Annotated in this window: 16 protein-coding genes; 4 read left to right on the top strand and 12 right to left on the bottom strand. The window is 65.4% G+C overall.

All coding sequences use genetic code 11. The features are described from left to right. Positions 1–19 precede the first annotated feature (19 nt). Positions 20–1,018 (bottom strand): AraD1 family protein, encoded by a 999-nt coding sequence (gene araD1 / locus N0B28_RS13875; RefSeq protein WP_275726796.1) that lies wholly within the window; start codon positions 1,016–1,018, stop codon positions 20–22. A gap of 112 nt (positions 1,019–1,130) precedes the next feature. On the opposite strand from araD1, the gene N0B28_RS13870 reads away from it, so the two are divergent. Then, positions 1,131–2,048, top strand: a complete 918-nt coding sequence (locus N0B28_RS13870) for a LysR family transcriptional regulator (RefSeq protein ID WP_054914590.1) — start codon at positions 1,131–1,133, stop codon at positions 2,046–2,048. An 80-nt stretch (positions 2,049–2,128) separates the two neighbouring features. Here N0B28_RS13870 and N0B28_RS13865 read toward each other — a convergent pair whose 3' ends face one another. The 5 genes from N0B28_RS13865 to N0B28_RS13845 form a co-directional block, all read right to left on the bottom strand. Continuing rightward, positions 2,129–2,944: a type 1 glutamine amidotransferase gene (locus N0B28_RS13865; protein WP_043861344.1), complete on the bottom strand. Its 816-nt coding sequence runs from the start codon at positions 2,942–2,944 to the stop codon at positions 2,129–2,131. 306 nt (positions 2,945–3,250) lie between these two features. Next, entirely contained in the window at positions 3,251–3,712 is a 462-nt protein-coding gene (locus N0B28_RS13860; RefSeq protein ID WP_054914589.1) for a hypothetical protein, read from the bottom strand. Between the two features lie 30 nt (positions 3,713–3,742). Further along, a complete protein-coding gene (locus N0B28_RS13855; protein WP_275726788.1) occupies positions 3,743–4,381 on the bottom strand; it encodes a glycine zipper domain-containing protein in 639 nt (212 codons plus the stop codon). A 37-nt stretch (positions 4,382–4,418) separates the two neighbouring features. Then, the gene (locus N0B28_RS13850) at positions 4,419–6,059 is read right to left on the bottom strand and encodes a hypothetical protein (RefSeq protein ID WP_275726786.1); all 1,641 of its coding nucleotides are present in this window, start codon (positions 6,057–6,059) and stop codon (positions 4,419–4,421) included. A gap of 2 nt (positions 6,060–6,061) precedes the next feature. Beyond that, positions 6,062–6,853, bottom strand: coding sequence for a hypothetical protein (locus N0B28_RS13845; protein ID WP_275726782.1), 792 nt, complete (start codon positions 6,851–6,853; stop codon positions 6,062–6,064). 197 nt (positions 6,854–7,050) lie between these two features. Here N0B28_RS13845 and N0B28_RS13840 point away from each other — a divergent pair, with 197 nt between their 5' ends. Beyond that, positions 7,051–8,781 carry a hypothetical protein gene (locus N0B28_RS13840; protein WP_275726780.1) on the top strand — a complete coding sequence of 577 codons (1,731 nt, stop codon included), beginning with the start codon at positions 7,051–7,053 and terminating at the stop codon, positions 8,779–8,781. A gap of 158 nt (positions 8,782–8,939) precedes the next feature. Continuing rightward, entirely contained in the window at positions 8,940–9,233 is a 294-nt protein-coding gene (locus N0B28_RS13835) for a hypothetical protein (RefSeq protein WP_058540134.1), read from the top strand. 99 nt (positions 9,234–9,332) lie between these two features. Here the strand turns inward: N0B28_RS13835 and N0B28_RS13830 are convergent, their stop codons facing one another. The 6 genes from N0B28_RS13830 to N0B28_RS13805 form a co-directional block, all read right to left on the bottom strand. Further along, positions 9,333–10,121 carry an amino acid ABC transporter ATP-binding protein gene (locus tag N0B28_RS13830; RefSeq protein ID WP_043861496.1) on the bottom strand — a complete coding sequence of 263 codons (789 nt, stop codon included), beginning with the start codon at positions 10,119–10,121 and terminating at the stop codon, positions 9,333–9,335. Between the two features lie 19 nt (positions 10,122–10,140). Then, the gene (locus N0B28_RS13825; protein WP_043861425.1) at positions 10,141–11,385 is read right to left on the bottom strand and encodes an FAD-binding oxidoreductase; all 1,245 of its coding nucleotides are present in this window, start codon (positions 11,383–11,385) and stop codon (positions 10,141–10,143) included. 24 nt (positions 11,386–11,409) lie between these two features. Further along, a complete protein-coding gene (locus tag N0B28_RS13820; protein ID WP_043861426.1) occupies positions 11,410–12,120 on the bottom strand; it encodes an ABC transporter permease subunit in 711 nt (236 codons plus the stop codon). Continuing rightward, a complete protein-coding gene (locus N0B28_RS13815) occupies positions 12,117–12,836 on the bottom strand; it encodes an ABC transporter permease subunit (protein ID WP_043861427.1) in 720 nt (239 codons plus the stop codon). The genes N0B28_RS13820 and N0B28_RS13815 overlap by 4 nt, the downstream gene beginning before the upstream one ends. Positions 12,837–12,945: 109 nt before the next feature. Further along, positions 12,946–13,704, bottom strand: coding sequence for an ABC transporter substrate-binding protein (locus N0B28_RS13810; protein ID WP_054914583.1), 759 nt, complete (start codon positions 13,702–13,704; stop codon positions 12,946–12,948). A 29-nt stretch (positions 13,705–13,733) separates the two neighbouring features. Further along, positions 13,734–14,603: a MurR/RpiR family transcriptional regulator gene (locus tag N0B28_RS13805; protein WP_275726776.1), complete on the bottom strand. Its 870-nt coding sequence runs from the start codon at positions 14,601–14,603 to the stop codon at positions 13,734–13,736. Positions 14,604–14,751: 148 nt separating this feature from the next. Here N0B28_RS13805 and N0B28_RS13800 point away from each other — a divergent pair, with 148 nt between their 5' ends. After that, positions 14,752–15,768 (top strand): Ldh family oxidoreductase, encoded by a 1,017-nt coding sequence (locus N0B28_RS13800; protein ID WP_043861430.1) that lies wholly within the window; start codon positions 14,752–14,754, stop codon positions 15,766–15,768. Positions 15,769–15,881: the final 113 nt, after the last annotated feature.

Genomic DNA, 15,881 nt, shown 5'->3' with positions numbered 1-15,881 from the left:
GCGGGGCGCCGCCTGCGGTTCAGAGCGCTTTCACCTCGCCGGGTGAGATGGCCGAAGGCGTCACGCTGATGCCATTGCGCAGCGGGGCGCCGAACTCGGGCAGGCTGATTTCGAACACGTCGCCGGGCGCGGCCTTGACCTGGTCGGCGAACGACAGGGTCGCGGTGCCGAAGAAGTGCACGTGCACATCGCCCGGACGCAGGAACTGGGTGTACTTGAAGTGGTGGTACTCCAGGTTCTCCAGCGAATGGCACATGTTGTCCTCGCCGCTGAGGAATTCCTTTTCCCACAGCAGGTTATCACCGCGGTGGATACGGCTGACGCCGCCCAGGTGAGCGGGCAGCTCGCCGACCCGCAACTCGGGGCCGTAGGAGCAGTTGCGCAGCTTGGAGTGGGCCAGGTACAGGTAGTTGCGCCGCTCCATCACATGGTCGGAGAACTCGTTGCCGATGGCGAAGCCTACCCGGTAGGGCTGGCCGTCATCGCCGATCACGTACAGGCCGGCCAGTTCGGGCTCTTCGCCGCTGTCTTCGGCAAAGGCGGGGCTCTGGAACGGCTGGCCGGGGCGTACCACGATCGAGCCGTCGCCCTTGTAGAACCATTCCGGCTGCACACCGGCGGTGCCGGAGGGCGGGCGGCCGCCTTCGATGCCCCACTGGAAGATGCGGGCGGTGTCGGTCAGGGCGGTGCTGTCGTCGATTTTCTGCTGGTGCATCTTGTCGCGGGTCGAGGCGCTGCCCAGATGGGTCAGGCCGGTGCCGCTGATCAGGCAGTGGGCGGGGTCGTCGTGGTCCAGCGGCGGCAGCACCCGGCAGTCGGCCAGGGCCTGGGCGTAACTGTGGGCGGTGGCGTCCAGGCCGCGGGCGAGCACTTCGTCGCACAGGCTGCGGGCGTTGCGAATCGCGGCCAGGGCCAGTTCACGCATGGTGCGGGTATTGCGTACCACTTGGATCAGGTCGCCTTCGATGACGCCGACGTGACGCGCGGCTGTAGGGGTTTCGAATTGGATCAGACGCATGCTGACTCCTGATTGTTCTTGTGGGGAGGGCTGTTGTCCGACACTTTAAATTTGCGTGGCTTTGCTGCCTAATGACAGCTGTTGACCGAGGGATAACCAAAAGTAATCACCTATGCTGCCACCCCTGACTACCATGGCTTCGCGCCTGCGCATGCGCCAGTTGCGCCTGCTGATCAGCCTCGACGAGCTGGGCTCGATCCACAAGGCCGCCCAGGCCCTGTCGATTACCCAGCCGGGCGCGACCAAGGCCCTCAATGAAATCGAATCGACCCTGGGCGCGGTGCTGTTCGAGCGCACCAGCAAGGGGCTGGAGGCCAATGACCTGGGGCGCTGCGTGGTACGTTATGCGCGCCTGATCAATACCGACCTGGCGCACCTGCGCGAAGAGATGATCGGTATTCTGCAGGGCCACGGCGGGCGGCTGTCGGTGGGGTCGATCATGGGGGCGGTACCGATGCTGGTGGAGGGCCTGGCGCGTCTGCGCGAGAGCCAGCCGGACCTGTCGGTATCGATCGTCGAGGACACCAGCGACCGCCTGCTCAGCTTGCTCGATCAGGGCCGTCTGGATGTGGTGATCTGCCGAACCAGCGTGAGCCCGCGACCGGGCGCCTATGTGAGCCGGGCCAGGCATCAGGAGCAGTTGGTGGTGGTGGCCAATCTGCAGCACCCGCTGGTGGGGTGTGCCGAGTTGAGGCTCGAGGCGTTGGCCGATTCACGCTGGGTGGTGTTCCCGGTGAACATGCCGATGCGCTTGACGCTGGAGCGTGAATTTCGTGAGGCGGGTTTGAGCTTTCCACTGTATCCCATTGAAACTTCATCAACTTTCACCACGCTCACGTTGCTGTTGCAGGACCGTGGGCTGGTGGCGGTGATGCCGTGGGACTCGGCCAGGATCGCGCTCGAGCATGGGATGCTGGCGCAACTGCCGCTGGTGTTGAACTCGCGCAGCGAGCCCTATGAGGTGGTCACGCGCAAGGGGGTGGAACTGCCGGTGCCGGCGCAGTTGCTGATCGAGGCGCTGGGGGTGTGAGGTGACAGGCCGGGCCCTTCGCCGGCAAGGCCGGCTCCTGCGGCAGGAGCCGGCCTTGCCGGCGAAACGGTTGGCGCGAATCAGGCCGTAGAGCCGACCTTCTTCGCCGCCTGACCCTTGGCTGCCTGCTGGCGGCAGGCCTGGCCGAAGGCTTCGAACATCTTCACCGAGTCCGGGTTCTGCGCCGCCTGCCATTCCGGGTGCCATTGCACCGCGAACAGGAACGGCGACAGGCTTGGTGCATGGATCGCTTCCACCAGCCCGTCTTCGGCACGTGCCAGCGGCTCGAGGCCTTCACCCAGGGTCTTCAGGCCCTGGCCATGCAGCGAGTTGACGCGGATTTCATCGCTCTGCAGCAGTTCGCGCAGCCAGCTGCCGGCTTCCAGGCGCACGCTGTGAACCTGGCTGTACTGCACATCAACCGGATCGTCGGGGTTCTCCCGGTGATCGTTGAAGCCTGGCTCGGCATAGACCTTCTGGTAGATGTCGCCGCCCAGTGCCACGTTGATTTCCTGCATGCCGCGGCAGATACCGAAGATCGGCAGGCCACGGGCGATGGCCAGTTGCACCAGCGGCAGGTCGAACAGGTCGCGGTCGCGGTCCTGGGCCTTGCCCGGGGTTTCGTTCTCCTGGCCATACAGCGCCGGGTCGATGTTGCTGCCGGCACCGGTCAGGTACACGCCGTCGGCCATGTCCAGGTACTGCTCGAGGTCTTCGGTACCGCAGCAGGTCGGAACCAGAACCGGCACGCATCCGGCATGGTCGACCAGGGGTTGGATGTATTTGTGGGTCATTACCTGGTAGGCATGGCCCTTGCGTTCCTGGGCACCCATGGTCATGAGCACGACAGGCTTGCGCAGGGTCTGATTCTTATTGCCAATGTTGCTGTTGGGCATATGTCACCTTGGGACAGGCTCGGCCTGTCATTGTTGTGCAGGCGCATCGGGAACCGCTGACGCTACCTGAGGTTTCGAGCACTGCCGAGAGCGCCTGGAAGGACGACTCCCGGTCGAAACCTGTGACATAGCTTGCCAGAGCCGTTAAATATGTCAAACGGCTTTACCCTGCGGCAGGCTAATTTCCTTATGTTGTTTCTAGAAATACAACCCAATACCTTGTTTTATAAGGATTAATGTCAATTGTTAGCGTGCTTGGTAGTTCATTATATTTAACGTACGACTTTTGGCGTAGGCAACCAGGCCTCAGCTGGCCGGCTGGCCCTTGCGCCAGCGCCGCATGCCGGTGGTGATTGCGTACAGCAGCCAGACAGCCCAGCCGACCAGCACGAACCAGCCGAACACGAAGGGTATGCCGATGACGCCCACCCCCAGCAGCAACAGGCCGATCCAGAACATGCGGATCTGGAAGGTGTAGTGGCTGCGGTCCAGGTCATTGGCGCCAGCGCGGCTCTGGTAGGCGTAGACCAGCCCGGCAGGCGCGGTGACCACCACCAGCAGGCTGATGAGGTACAGCACGTAGACCAGCATCGGGCCGTTGTCGCTGCTGCGGGTGTAGGTGCTCTGGTTCTGCTGCGCCTGGCGGTGGCGCGGCTTGTAGTAGGCCGTGTGGTCGGTGCTGTCGGGCTGCTGCGGTTGGCTTTGCGGCTTGCTTTGCGGCTTTGCGCGGCCATCCGGGTCGGGGCGTTGAATCTTGAAATCCTGCATGCTTGCTGTTCTCCACTGGAGTTGGAAGGCTTAAGCCTGGGCGTCGTGCATGACCTGAATCGCCGACTGGGTGCCGCGGGTCTGCTCGCGGTACTGGTAGGTGACCTTGTCGGTGGCGACCTTGCCGTTGTAGCCGCTCTTGATGGTTCTGACGATGTAGTTGAAGTCGCCCTTGCTGCGGGTGGTGACCACCACATTGGCCTTGCTGCGGGCACCGGACACGTAGCTGCCGACACGGCCCAGGGGCTCCTTGAGGCGCTTGTCGCGCTTGTTGACCAGGGCCTGGGGCACGTTCACCTGCATGGAGTCGACGGCATCGATGCTGGCGGCGCCCACCGCATTGCGCTCGTCGGCCGGCACCGCGACCTGGCGGGTACTGACCTGCACGGCGGCTACGTCGGCAGACTGGCGCTCGATGTCGGCCTGCACCTGCCGGGCCTGCTGCAGGTCTTTCTGGCGGCCGATGTAGTAGCCGCTGGGGGCGCCCAGCGCGGCACCAATGGCGCAGCCCACACCGGGCTTGCCGCCGGTGCCGACCGCAATGATCGCGCCGCCCAGGCAGCCGGCAGCACCGCCCAGTGCGGTGCTGCCCATCTGCGAGTTCTGGCAGCCGCCGAGCAGCACGCTGCCAGCCAGTAGTACAAGGGTAAGGGGGGTCGAGCGGGTCAAGGTGGGGCTCCTTTCAGGCCGTGGCGGGGCGCTGTCATCAGTCGTTGTCGTGGTAGCCGTAGCTCAGGCCTTGCAGCAGGTGCAGGCGTATCGCTTCGTTGAGCGGGTAGAACAGCGGCTGTACCTGGGCGGTCCACTGCGCACCGTGGGCGATCACCCAGCCCATGGCGCCCAGGGTGCTGGCGCCTCGCTGCTTGAGGGTGAGAAACAGCGGCTGTTCGGTGACCTTGTTGCTGAACGGCATCGGCAGCGCCAGCACCACCACCGCGTACACCGCCAGCGCACCCCAGTAGGCGCGACGCGGCACCGGGCGCACGGCGCGCAGGGCGAACAGGGTGCATTTGAACAGGTGGGTGAAGGCCCCCAGCAACGAGAACAGCAGGGCGATCATCGGCACGATCAGGGCGCGGTAGCTGTCTCGGCCGATGTCGGCCTTGTCGTTGCGCTCGCCATAGCGGGCCGGCTCGACCAGGCGTTCTTCGAGCAGTTGCTGGGCATCCAGGCGCAGGGTCGGGCGGTAGATCGCCTGTTCATAGGCCTCGAGCGACCAGTCGGGCTTGAGTGACAGGCTGTCGGGCAGGTACAGCGCGCTACGCCAGCGCTGCTGGATCGCCGGGTCGGCGAAGAACCCCTGGCGCGACAGGCCGGGTTTGATCCAGTCGCCCTGGATATGCTTGAACAGCTCGGTGCCGTAGGCGCCGCTGGCATGGCCCTGCACGCGCTTGGCCACGGCCAGGTTGAAGCCGGCGCGGTCGCCGGGTTGCCAGTTGTCACTCACCTGAATGCCCTTGTCATCCAGCATGCGGCGCACCTGCGGCCAGTGCCGGCGCGGCACGTTGCCTGGGGTCAGGCGGCGATTGCGCTGCTTGAGGGTCTGCACGTAATCGTCCCAGGCCTGCTGCTGATGCCGGGCGATGGCGGCCGGGCTGGTGGCGTCCAGGTAGCGCTGGCTGCCCTGGCGGTAGTTGCCGTACAGCTCGTCCAGCTCGGCCAGGGCCTCGCGGTAACGCTGGTAGTTGTCGGCCAGCGGGCCGCGGCGGGTTTCGGCGAACAGTTCGAAGAAGGCCAGGCCCTGCTGGCGCACTCGCTCTTCGAGGCGATCGACCGACTGCAGCAGGATCGGCAGGGTGGCTAGCAGGGTCTTGCCCTCGGGGCGCTTGTAGTCGTCGGTGCCCAGCTCCAGCCCCTTCAGGCCGAACTCGCGATGCACCAACAGGTAGCTGATGGGCACGCCCAGCACGGCGCGGGCACGCTCCTGCGGGGTGGAGGTGGCGACCAGGTGGTTGATCAGGGCCAGCTGCGCATAAAACACCACCAGCAGGCAGCTGCCCACCGTCAGCGCAGACCAGGCCAGCGTGCGGCCCAGGCTCCAGTACTGGCTGCAGGCCTTTTTCAGTACCCAGCCCAGGCCCAGCAGGGCCACGGCGGTGCCGGCGATCAGGCGTCCGTAGAATTCGATCGACTCGACCTGGGCGGGGCTGGCCAGCCCGCCCACCACATCCAGCAGGCGTGCGTTGAAGCCCATCTCGACGAGCAGGTAACACAGCGTCAGCCCCAGCATCAGGCGGGCCACGAAGCGTTGCTGTTGGCGGGGCGTTGACGCACGTGCCACGACAGGCCGGCGCAGCCACTCGCGCCATGGCCGGCCCGTCAGGTCGGGCGACAGGCGGCTGTTCACGGCTAGTGTTCCAGCTCGGAGGTCAGGTCGAGCGTCACCCGGCGCTGGGCCGGCGCCGCGGTTTTGGCGCGGTCTACCACCTCAGTGGCGACCTGGGGCGTGACCTGCGGCGCGGCCGATGGCGCTGCTGCCGGGGCAGGCGTTGGCGGTTTGGCTTCGACCCTGGCCACTGCGGGCGCGGGCCTGGGTTGCGGCGGGGGCGTCGGGGCCACGGCGTGCTGGACGGGTGCAGGGCGTAGCGCTGCGGCCCTGGCAGGGGCTGGTGTCGCCCTGGCCAGGCCCTTGAGCAGGTTCGGCAGGTCGACCCGCAGCGGGCCGCGAAACTGCCGGTCGAGCGATGAGTAGGTCCAGGCCGCCGACTGCGTGCCGTTGAGCTGCATCGCCACCAGGCTTTTGCCGTCTTCGGCGCGCTGCAAGGCCAGCATGTCGGAACAGCCGCCCAGGCGGTAAGGCCCCCACGCCGAGGTGCCGGACAACACCACCAGCGCGCTTTGCGAGTCGCATTGCGGCGTGCGGTAGCTGAGCACCACGGCGGTTTCGCCCTGCAGGTCGTAGGTGCCCTCCACATTGGTTTCGCGCCACTGCGCTGGCAGCTGCAATTGCAGCTTGCGCTGGGGCAGCGTGAGGTAGGCGTGCCCCTGCGGGGTTTCCATGTGGTTGATCGGGCCGGCAGCCGAGGGGTGGGTGCCGATCAACTGGTCGGCCAGCGCGCCGGATGCCTGGAAGGCGAGCCCGGCCATTAGCCAGCAGGCCAGGGCGAGTGCGCTGAAACGTGAGGAGGTGTGGTGTTTCAAAGAGTGCTTCCCTGTACTGATGGCGCGCGTGACCCGCTGCGCGGGATGGTAGCACAGGGCTACATATTGGGCAGTTTCCTACATGAATTGCTGATAACCGAAACGTGACGCGTAGCGCACGCCAGGGGCGGCGTGGCATTCTGTGGCGTTACGCCAGCAGGCGAAAACAGGACGCGCGCATTGAGACGGAGTAGACGATGACCCAGGCATTCACCCGCACCGTGGAGCAAGCACTGCGCAGCCGCCTGCAGGGGTGCGGCTATGACACCTCCGATCTCGAGCTGACCGTGCAGCAGGTCGAGGACAAGGGGCGCGCGGTGAGCGTGAGCCGGCGCTGGAGCCTGGTGACCGAAGTGCGCCGCGAGTCGGCTTCGGTGGGGCTGCGGATCAATTCGGTGAGCGAACACCAGCTCGAGCAGTCGATGGCCGAGCAGCGTCAAGTGCTGCTGGGCAGGGGCGCGGCGCATTACAAGAACCGTGTGCTCAAGGGGCTGGGCAGCAATCCCGCGCATTTTCTGCGCAGCCAGCAGGTGAAGCTGTTTGCCCTGGACCCGCTCTACACCAGCCATACCTGCGGCACCTGCAGCGGTTACGGCAAGCAGCGCTGCACCGTGTGCAACGGCAGTTGCAAGCTAAGATGCAGCAGTTGCAGCGGCAAGGGCCGCACGCAGTGCTGGGGCTGTGGCGGCTCCGGCCGCACCGGCAGTGGCAGTTGTGCCTACTGCATGGGCGCAGGCGGCGACAACTGCCCCAGTTGTGTGGGCGGCTCTGTGGCGTGCGGCTGCATGGGGGGGCAGGTGACCTGCGGCGGCTGTTTGGGCGACAAGTTCATCTGCACCCGCTACACCCTGGAGGTGTCGGCCAAGGCGGTCGGCAATTCGGTGCACCTGAAGTCCAACGATACCTGGCTCAAGCCTTACGTCGACGAGTGGGGGGATGAGCCCGAAACCATCGAGCGGGCTGCCGAAGGGTTCGCCGCGCCTTATTACCCGGACAACACACCCGAGAAGGGCGACCTGGTACTGAGCGTGGACGGCACCTGCTATTACAGCCAGGCCCAGGTGCGTGCCGGACGGCGCAGCATCCGTTGCAACATGCTTGGCCGCTACCGGCATGTGGTGTTCGATGACGGGCTGGCCGCCAGCTACTTCGACAGGGTGATCGAGCAGTTGGAAAACCCGGCAGACATCGAACAGGTGGCCCTGGCCAGCGAGCGTTCGGTGGCCAGGCGCATGATCGAGGAGTCTGGACACGTGAATTACGTCAGCCAGCTGTCGGACGTGAAAAACGGCACTGTCAGCCCCGAGCAGGCCAATCGCTTCTTCGCGCTGCGCAAGAACGCCTCGGACCAGCAGACGGCCCTGCGCAGCAAATTGGAGCCCAGGCTGGTGCTGCGCCGTGCGCTGGGTTACTTCTGGCGGCTGAGCCTGCTGATGCTGGTGCTGTTCTTTTTCAGCGCGGGCAAGCTTCTGGAGGTGAAGTTCGGCGGGCCGCAGGTGCTGTTCAGGGCCGATGGCCCGGCCACGGTGTGGGCCATGTTCAAGCACTACCTGGTGCTGCCGTTCACCAGCCCGATCAACGGGGTGATGCTGGTGGGCGTGGGGCTGCTGTGCACCTGGCTGTTCAAGGACATGCTGTGGCACCGCATGAACCGCTTCATGGGCAAGGGCCCGGGCAATCGGCTGCTGGCCGCCGTGGTGCTGGCCTTCTGCCTGATGCCGCTGCTGGCGTTGTTCCCGGACACGCCGATCGCCCTGCTGCGGGACGGGCCACGCCTGCAGCACATGCTGCCCAATGCGCTGGTCGGCATGCTGGGGGCCTTGCCCACGCTGGTGCCGCTGTCGCTGCTGCTGGCCCTGGTGTTCAACCGCGCGCTCAACGCGCCGGCCATCGATGCGCGGCTGCGGCGCATGAACTTCGACGTGTGAGGGGGCAAGGGCAGGGCGTGTACCTGTCCTATACTTCGCGTATCCGCAACAGCTGGCTGTCGTTGATCGGATCGAGACGTCTCGATGCCGCCGGTAGTGCCTGTAGTCGTAGTCGCAGCTGAGCCGTCACTCAATCAGCGCTGCGCAGGGGTATAGCCATGGACATCGTGAGTCTGGTCATTCAGGTCATCAGTGGTGTGGTAGGCGGCAATGCCGCCGGCATGAGCAAGCAGAGCATGGGGCCGTTGCTCAATTCGATCTTCGGCGGGGTGGGCGGGGTGATCGTGGGCCAGATACTGGCCGCGATCACCGGTGAGCCCGGGGCCGGCATGGGGGCTGGCGGGTCGCTGGACATGGCGGCGATCATCAGCAGCATCGTCGGCGGTGGTGCCGGCGGCGCGGTGCTGACGTTCGTGGCCGGGTTTATCAAGTCGAAGATGCAGGCGCGCTAGGCGTAGTACGTGGTGGGCTCTTCGCGGGGCAAGCCCGCTCCCTCAAGGCCGGCGTGAGCCCCTGTGGGAGCGGGCGTGACCCGCGAAAGGTCAGCGGCTTCAGTGCAGAATCTGCGCCAGGAAGCCCTTGGCCCGATCACTCTGCGGGTTGTTGAAGAACGCCTCGGGCGGGGCATCCTCGATGATCTGCCCGCCGTCCAGAAACAGCACGCGCTCGGCCACCTGTCGCGCAAAGCCCATTTCGTGGGTCACGCACAGCATGGTCATGCCGGTGTCGGCAAGCTTGACCAGCACATCCAGCACTTCGGCGACCATCTCCGGGTCCAGTGCCGAGGTCGGCTCGTCGAACAGCATGATCTTTGGCTTCATGCACAGCGCCCGGGCGATTGCCACCCGCTGCTGCTGCCCGCCCGACAGCTGGCTGGGGTACTTGCCCGCCTGGCTCTCGATGCCCACCTTGTTCAGGTAGAACCGTGCCCGCTCCTCGGCCTCCTTGCGCGACAGGCCGCGCACGCTCATCGGCGCCAGGGTGCAGTTGTCGAGCACGCTCATGTGCGGGAACAGGTTGAAGTGCTGGAACACCATGCCGATCTCGCTGCGCACCTCGGCGGCCTGGCGCGTGGTCAGCGCCAGGTCGGTGTCGTTGACCAGCAGGGTGCCTTTTTCGGCGATCTCCAGGCGGTTGATGCAGCGGATCAGCGTCGACTTGCCCGAGCCGGACGGCCCGCACAGCACGATGCGCTCACCTTCACGCACCTTGAGGTCGACGTCGCGCAGTACGTGAAAGTCGCCATAGAACTTGTTCAGCCCGTCGATGCTCACCACGACCTTGCGCGGGTCGGGGTGCGTGTCGGGGCGTGCAGCGGCAAGGCTCAGTGGTGCGGTCATGTTGTTGTTCTCCGCGATCTCAGTGTTCGAAGCGGTCGGCGCCATAGGGCGTCGGGTCGGTAAAGGTGTTTTCGCCGGTGATCATTTCTGCCAGCAGGCGCCCGCATACCGGGCCCAGGGTGAGGCCGTGGTGGGCGTGGCCGAAGTTGAACCACAGGCCCTTGTGCCGCGGCGCCGGGCCGATCACCGGGCGCATGTCCGGCAGGCAGGGGCGTCGGCCCAGCCACGGCGCGTCCTGGGTGCGCTCGCCCAGCGGGAACAGCTGGCGGGCGATGGCTTCGCAGCGCTGCAACTGGACCTCGTTGGCCGCATCGTCGCTGGCGGCGAACTCGATGCCGGTGGTCAGGCGAATACCCTGGGCCATCGGTGCCAGCACGAAGCCGCCCTGCACGTCGCACAGTGAATGCTTGAGTGCAGCACCGGCCTTGGCATGAAAATGTACGTGATAGCCGCGCTTGACCTCCAACGGGATATCGTAGCCCAGCGGGCGGAACAGCTCGCCGGCCTGCGGGCCCAGCGCGATCACCGCCTCCGGTGCAGTGACCGGGCCCTGGCGGGTGTCGACCTGCCATTCGCTGGCCACCTGGCGCAGGGTGCGCGCATCGCCCTGGATGAACTGCCCGCCGCGCTTGACGAACAGCGCCGCGTAACCGCGGGTGAGGCCGCCGGGGTTGCTCACGGTCTTGGGGTCGAGCCAGTGGATGCCGCCCACGGCGTTGGCGCTCAGGTCCGGTTCGCGCTCGTGCAGTTGCTGCTTGTCGAGAATCTCGAACTGCAGGCCGTAGGGCTTGAGCGCCTGGGCATCGGCCACGGCCTGGGCCAGGGCAGGCTGGGTGCGGTACACCTCGATCCAGCCCTTGGCCTGCACCATGGCGCCCAGTTCGGCAGCCTCGATCAGTGCGTCGTGTTCCTCGACGCAGCGCTGCACCAGCGGCAGCATGGCGCGGGTGGCCTCGGCCAGGGGCGCCGGGGCGGAGTTCTTCCAGTATTGCAGCAACCAGGGCGCGGCCTTGGGCAGGTAGCTGAAGCTGTAGCGCACGTCGGGCTGGCGGTTGAGGCCGTAGCGCAGCAGCTTGGACAGCTCGCGCGGGAAGGCATAGGGGATCACGCTGGAGCGCTCGATCAGGCCGGCATTGCCGTGGCTGGTGCCGCTGCCCGGTTCGTCACGGTCGATCAGGATCACCTTGCGCCCGCGTGCTTGCAGGTGCAGGGCCGTGGAAACACCGACGATACCGGCGCCCAGAACGATGGTTTGGCAATGCATGAAAAAATCCTCTACGGCTACGGTTCAGCGCAGGTGGCGGCCCAGTCGGGCTTCTATGTGTTTGAGGCTGCGGCGCACGATCTCCACGATCAGCAGGTAGAGCACCGCGGCCCACAGGTAGATCTGGAAGTCGAAACTGCGCGAGAAGGCCAGCTTGGTCACGCCCATCAGGTCGTAGATGGTCACCAGCGAGGCGATTGCACTGGCCTTGATCATCAGAATCAGCTCGTTGCCCAGCGGGCCGATGGCCACGATCAGCGACTGCGGCAGGATCACCTTGAAGAAGGTGGTCGAGCGCTTCAGGCTCAGTGCTCTGGCCGCCTCGTATTGCCCGGGGGCCACGGCCATCAGGCTGCCGCGAAAGATCTCGGCCTGGTAGGCGGCGGTGTTCAGGGTGAAGGCCAGCAGGGTGCAGTACCAGGCTTCGCGGAAGAACCACCACATGCCGACGTCCTGCCAGAAGCTCTTGAGCGAGCCCAGCCCGTAGTACAGCAGAAACAGCTGCGCCAGCAGCGGCGAGCCCCGGAAGAAGTAGATGTAGCCGGCGCTCAGGCGTTGCAGCAGCACGTTGTTCGACAGCCGCGCCAGCGCCAGCAGCAGGCCCAGCAGGGCGCCCAGGGTGAAGGAGATGGCCACCAGTTTGCCGGTGACCAGCAGCCCGTCGATAAAGCGCGGGCCGTAGCGTTCGAGCAGGTCGGGGTCGACGAAGAACGCCAGCAGGGCATCGAGATTCATGTGCGTGCACTCCGCAGGTGACGGCTGGTGTGGCGTTCGATATAGGCGAAGACCCGGCCCGACAGCGCCGAGAACAGCAGGTAGCCCAGGCAGGCGACGGTGTAGAAGAACATCGGCTCCTTGGTCACGCTGACGGCCAGGTTGGTCTGGCGCATCAGGTCGACCAGCGAGATGGTCGACACCAGCGAGGTGTCCTTGAGCAGCGACAGCCAGTTGTTCGACAGGCCCGGCAGGGCGATGCGCACCAGCTGCGGGAACACCACCTTGCGGAAGGTGGTGGTTTTGCTCAGGCCCAGCGCGGCCGAGGCCTCGTACTGGCCCTTGGGAATGGTCTTGAACGCGCCCAGCCAGATTTCACTGGAGAACGCGGCGAACACCAGGCTGAAGGCGATCATGGCGGCGAGGAAGGTATTGATCATTACCTCGCCCTCGTAGCCCATGGCGGTGAGGATCTTCTGCGCGGCGATCTGGCAGCCGTAATAGATGATCAACAGCGTGAGCAGTTCGGGCAGGCCGCGAAATACCGTGGAGAACACGGTGGCCCAGGCGCGCGGGAAGCGTTTTTTCGAGCGGGCGGCCAGCGCCACGCCAAGGCCCAGCGGCAGGCCGATGGGCAGGCAGGCCAGGGCCAGGGAAATGGTCACCAGGGCGCCGGCCAGCAGGGCCTGGCCCCAGCCGCCGCTGGCGAAGGATAACAGGGACAGTTGTTCGATCATGCGCGAACCCTCGGCAAGACAACAGGGCCTCTTCGCCGGCAAGCCGGCTCCCACAGGGTCGCGGTTGACGCAAAACCCTGTGGGAGCTGGCTTGCCAGCGAATGCGGTCTTACTGGTAGATATCGAAGTCGAAGTATTTGCTGGAGATCTTCTGGTAAGTCCCGTTGGCGACGATCTCGTCCAGGGCCTTGTTCAGGCGCTCGCGCAGCGCCTCGTCTTCCTTGCGCACGGCGATCGAGGCATCGGCGGTGGTGCCCTTGACGTCACCCAGGATCTTGCAGCAGTCCTTGCCTGCCTTTCCCAGCCATTCGAGCAGCGGGAACTTGTCGGCAATCACCCCGTCCAGGCGCCCGGCGGCGAGGTCCGCGTTGGCTTCGTCCAGGGTCGGGTACAGCTTGACGTCGGCACCGGCCTTGCCATACACGTCTTCGGCGTAGATCGCCTGGGTGGAGGAGGACTGCGCGCCCACCGTGTAACCCTTGAAGTCGGTCTGCGCGTCGGTGATCTCGCTGTCCTTGGGCACTGCGACCGACAGCGGTGTCTTGTAGTAGTGGTTGGTGAAGGCGATTTTCTTGCGGCGCTCTTCGGTGTTGATCATCGAGGCCACCACGGCGTCGTACTTCTTGGCCATCAGCGCCGGGATGATGCCTTCCCAGTCCTGGGCCACCACGGTGCACTCGACCTTCATCTGTTCGCACAGGGCCTTGGCGATGTCCACGTCAAAGCCGTGCAGCTGGTTCTTGGAGTCGACGTAGTTGAACGGCGGGTAGGCGCCTTCGGTGGCGATCTTCAGGGTTTCGGCCTGGGCCGAGGTGATGCCGGCGAACAGCAGCGCGCATGCGCCTGCAAAGCGGAGGACGGGTTTCATGAAACACCTCGTGGTTGATTGCACTCTTGCTATTGTTTGCTCGTTGACGTGTAGCCAACGAATTCGTTGTGTAGAGCGGCAGTTGCTTCCAAGCGTTTTTCAACATCCGGCCCGAGCTTCTTGCAGACCTCGTTGACCATCAGGTGTACCCACGACAGCATCGTCGCGGTGGACTCCCAGAACAGATTGAATTCGGTGGGGATGCGAAACACCTCGTCGGCGTTGGCATCGGCCCAGTCACAGAAGGTGTCGGTAACCAGTGTTACCGGGATGCCCGCTTCGCGCGCCTTGCGACACAGCACCAGGGCGTGGCGCGAGTAGCGGCGCGCCTCGAACACCACCAGCGCGCAGTCGTGCGAGGCGCTGAGCAGCACTTCGCCGAAGTGCCCGGCGCTGCCGTCCACCACCTGCACGCCATCGCGCAGGTATTGCAGCAGGTGGCTCATGCACTGGGCGATACCGCGCTCGGTCTGGAACCCGGCAATGAATACCCGGCGCCGTTCGGCCAGGCGCCGGGCCACGGTGTGCCAGGCCTCGGTGCGGCTGTACTCGTAGACCCGCACCAGGGCGGCGACCTCCAGCTCGAGGCTGCGCGCGCGGTCGATGTCGTCCTTGCCCTGTTGTTGGCGAAATTCTTGCAACCGATCACCGACCAGCCATGGGCCATCGCCCAAGTCGTCCTTGAGATCGTGCTTGAGGGCCTTGAGGTGCACGTAGCCGAGCGAGCGGCAGAAACGCCCGACACTCGATTCGCTGACGCCGATTTTTGCCGCCAGGCTGGCCGAGGTCTCGAAGGGCAGGTCGGTGAAATGGGCGAGCATGTACGTGGCGATCTTGCGACCCGAGGCCGCCGCATGTTGCAGGCTGTTTTCCAGGCGTTGCTTGATCGGTTGGCTCACGGACGATTCTCGACGGCGGTTGCGCTGGGAATAGAAAATGAATGTTTTCTGTCATCAAGTCAACATTTGACAGTTTGCTGTCAATCGGAGGAAAGTCCGCTATCGCTCACTGCTGTCGCCCATACCAATTCCAACAAGGGAGCTTCAGATGTCCGCAGCTGTTCACCACTTGCCCCAGGCCGATCTCGAGCGCCTGTTGCAGCAGATTTTCGTGCGCCACGGCACCAGCGAATCGGTTGCCCGCACGCTGGCCGCCAACTGCGCCAGCGCCCAGCGCGACGGCGCCCATAGCCACGGGGTATTCCGGATCCCCGCCTATGTGTCGACCCTGGCCAGTGGCTGGGTCAACGGCACGGCGGTGCCCCAGGTGCAGGACGTGGCCAGCGGCTACGTACGGGTCGATGCCGGGGGCGGTTTTGCCCAGCCGGCGCTCGAGGCGGCGCGGGCGCTGCTGGTGGAAAAGGCCCGCAGTGCCGGCATTGCGGTGCTGGCGATACACAACTCGCATCACTTCGCGGCCCTGTGGCCGGATGTCGAGCCCTTTGCCGAAGAAGGCCTGGTGGCCCTGAGCGTGGTCAACAGCATGACCTGCGTGGTGCCGCACGGCGCGCGCAAGCCACTGTTCGGTACCAACCCCATCGCGTTCGCCGCACCCTGTGCCGGGCATGCGCCGATCGTGTTCGACATGGCCACCAGCGCCATCGCCCATGGTGACGTGCAGATTGCCGCGCGCAAGGGCGAGCAGTTGCCCGAAGGCATGGGCGTGGACCGCGACGGGCAGCCGACCTGCGACCCGCAGGCGATTCTCGACGGGGGTGCCTTGCTGCCCTTTGGCGGGCACAAGGGCTCGGCGCTGTCGATGATGGTCGAGTTGCTGGCCGCGGCGCTGACCGGCGGCAACTTCTCGTTCGAGTTCGACTGGTCGCAGCACCCGGGCGCCAAGACCCCGTGGACCGGGCAACTGGTGATCGTGATCGACCCGACCAAGGCCGAAGGCAGCCGTTTTGCCGAGCGCAGCCGTGAACTGGTGGAACAGATGCAGGCGGTAGGCCTGACCCGCATGCCCGGCGAGCGGCGCTTGCGTGAGCGCGAGGCGTCGGCGCGGGACGGGGTGAGCGTGACGGCGCAGGAGTTCGAGCAGTTGCAGGTGTTGGCCAAGGGGTGACCCGCGGCCTTTTCGCCGGCGGATGCATGCGCAGCTGCACTGATCAGTTGCATCCAGGGTCATGTCACAAATCGGCGGCTACAGGTATCCTCGGCAGCGTCTTTCACGATTTG

This window comes from Pseudomonas sp. SD17-1 (assembly GCF_029201585.1).
Classification (GTDB): domain Bacteria; phylum Pseudomonadota; class Gammaproteobacteria; order Pseudomonadales; family Pseudomonadaceae; genus Aquipseudomonas; species Aquipseudomonas palmensis.
This window is presented reverse-complemented; position numbering and strand designations above follow the sequence as displayed.

Bases quoted from the DNA above. Each gene is read 5' to 3' on its own strand.
- araD1 (WP_275726796.1), bottom strand. From the start codon at position 1,018: ATGCGTCTGATCCAATTCGAAACCCCTACAGCCGCGCGTCACGTCGGC.
- N0B28_RS13870 (WP_054914590.1), top strand. From the start codon at position 1,131: ATGCTGCCACCCCTGACTACCATGGCTTCGCGCCTGCGCATGCGCCAG.
- N0B28_RS13860 (WP_054914589.1), bottom strand. From the start codon at position 3,712: ATGCAGGATTTCAAGATTCAACGCCCCGACCCGGATGGCCGCGCAAAG.
- N0B28_RS13835 (WP_058540134.1), top strand. From the start codon at position 8,940: ATGGACATCGTGAGTCTGGTCATTCAGGTCATCAGTGGTGTGGTAGGC.
- N0B28_RS13810 (WP_054914583.1), bottom strand. From the start codon at position 13,704: ATGAAACCCGTCCTCCGCTTTGCAGGCGCATGCGCGCTGCTGTTCGCC.
- N0B28_RS13820 (WP_043861426.1), bottom strand. From the start codon at position 12,120: ATGAATCTCGATGCCCTGCTGGCGTTCTTCGTCGACCCCGACCTGCTC.
- N0B28_RS13840 (WP_275726780.1), top strand. From the start codon at position 7,051: ATGACCCAGGCATTCACCCGCACCGTGGAGCAAGCACTGCGCAGCCGC.
- N0B28_RS13800 (WP_043861430.1), top strand. From the start codon at position 14,752: ATGTCCGCAGCTGTTCACCACTTGCCCCAGGCCGATCTCGAGCGCCTG.
- N0B28_RS13825 (WP_043861425.1), bottom strand. From the start codon at position 11,385: ATGCATTGCCAAACCATCGTTCTGGGCGCCGGTATCGTCGGTGTTTCC.
- N0B28_RS13830 (WP_043861496.1), bottom strand. From the start codon at position 10,121: ATGACCGCACCACTGAGCCTTGCCGCTGCACGCCCCGACACGCACCCC.
- N0B28_RS13815 (WP_043861427.1), bottom strand. From the start codon at position 12,836: ATGATCGAACAACTGTCCCTGTTATCCTTCGCCAGCGGCGGCTGGGGC.
- N0B28_RS13865 (WP_043861344.1), bottom strand. From the start codon at position 2,944: ATGCCCAACAGCAACATTGGCAATAAGAATCAGACCCTGCGCAAGCCT.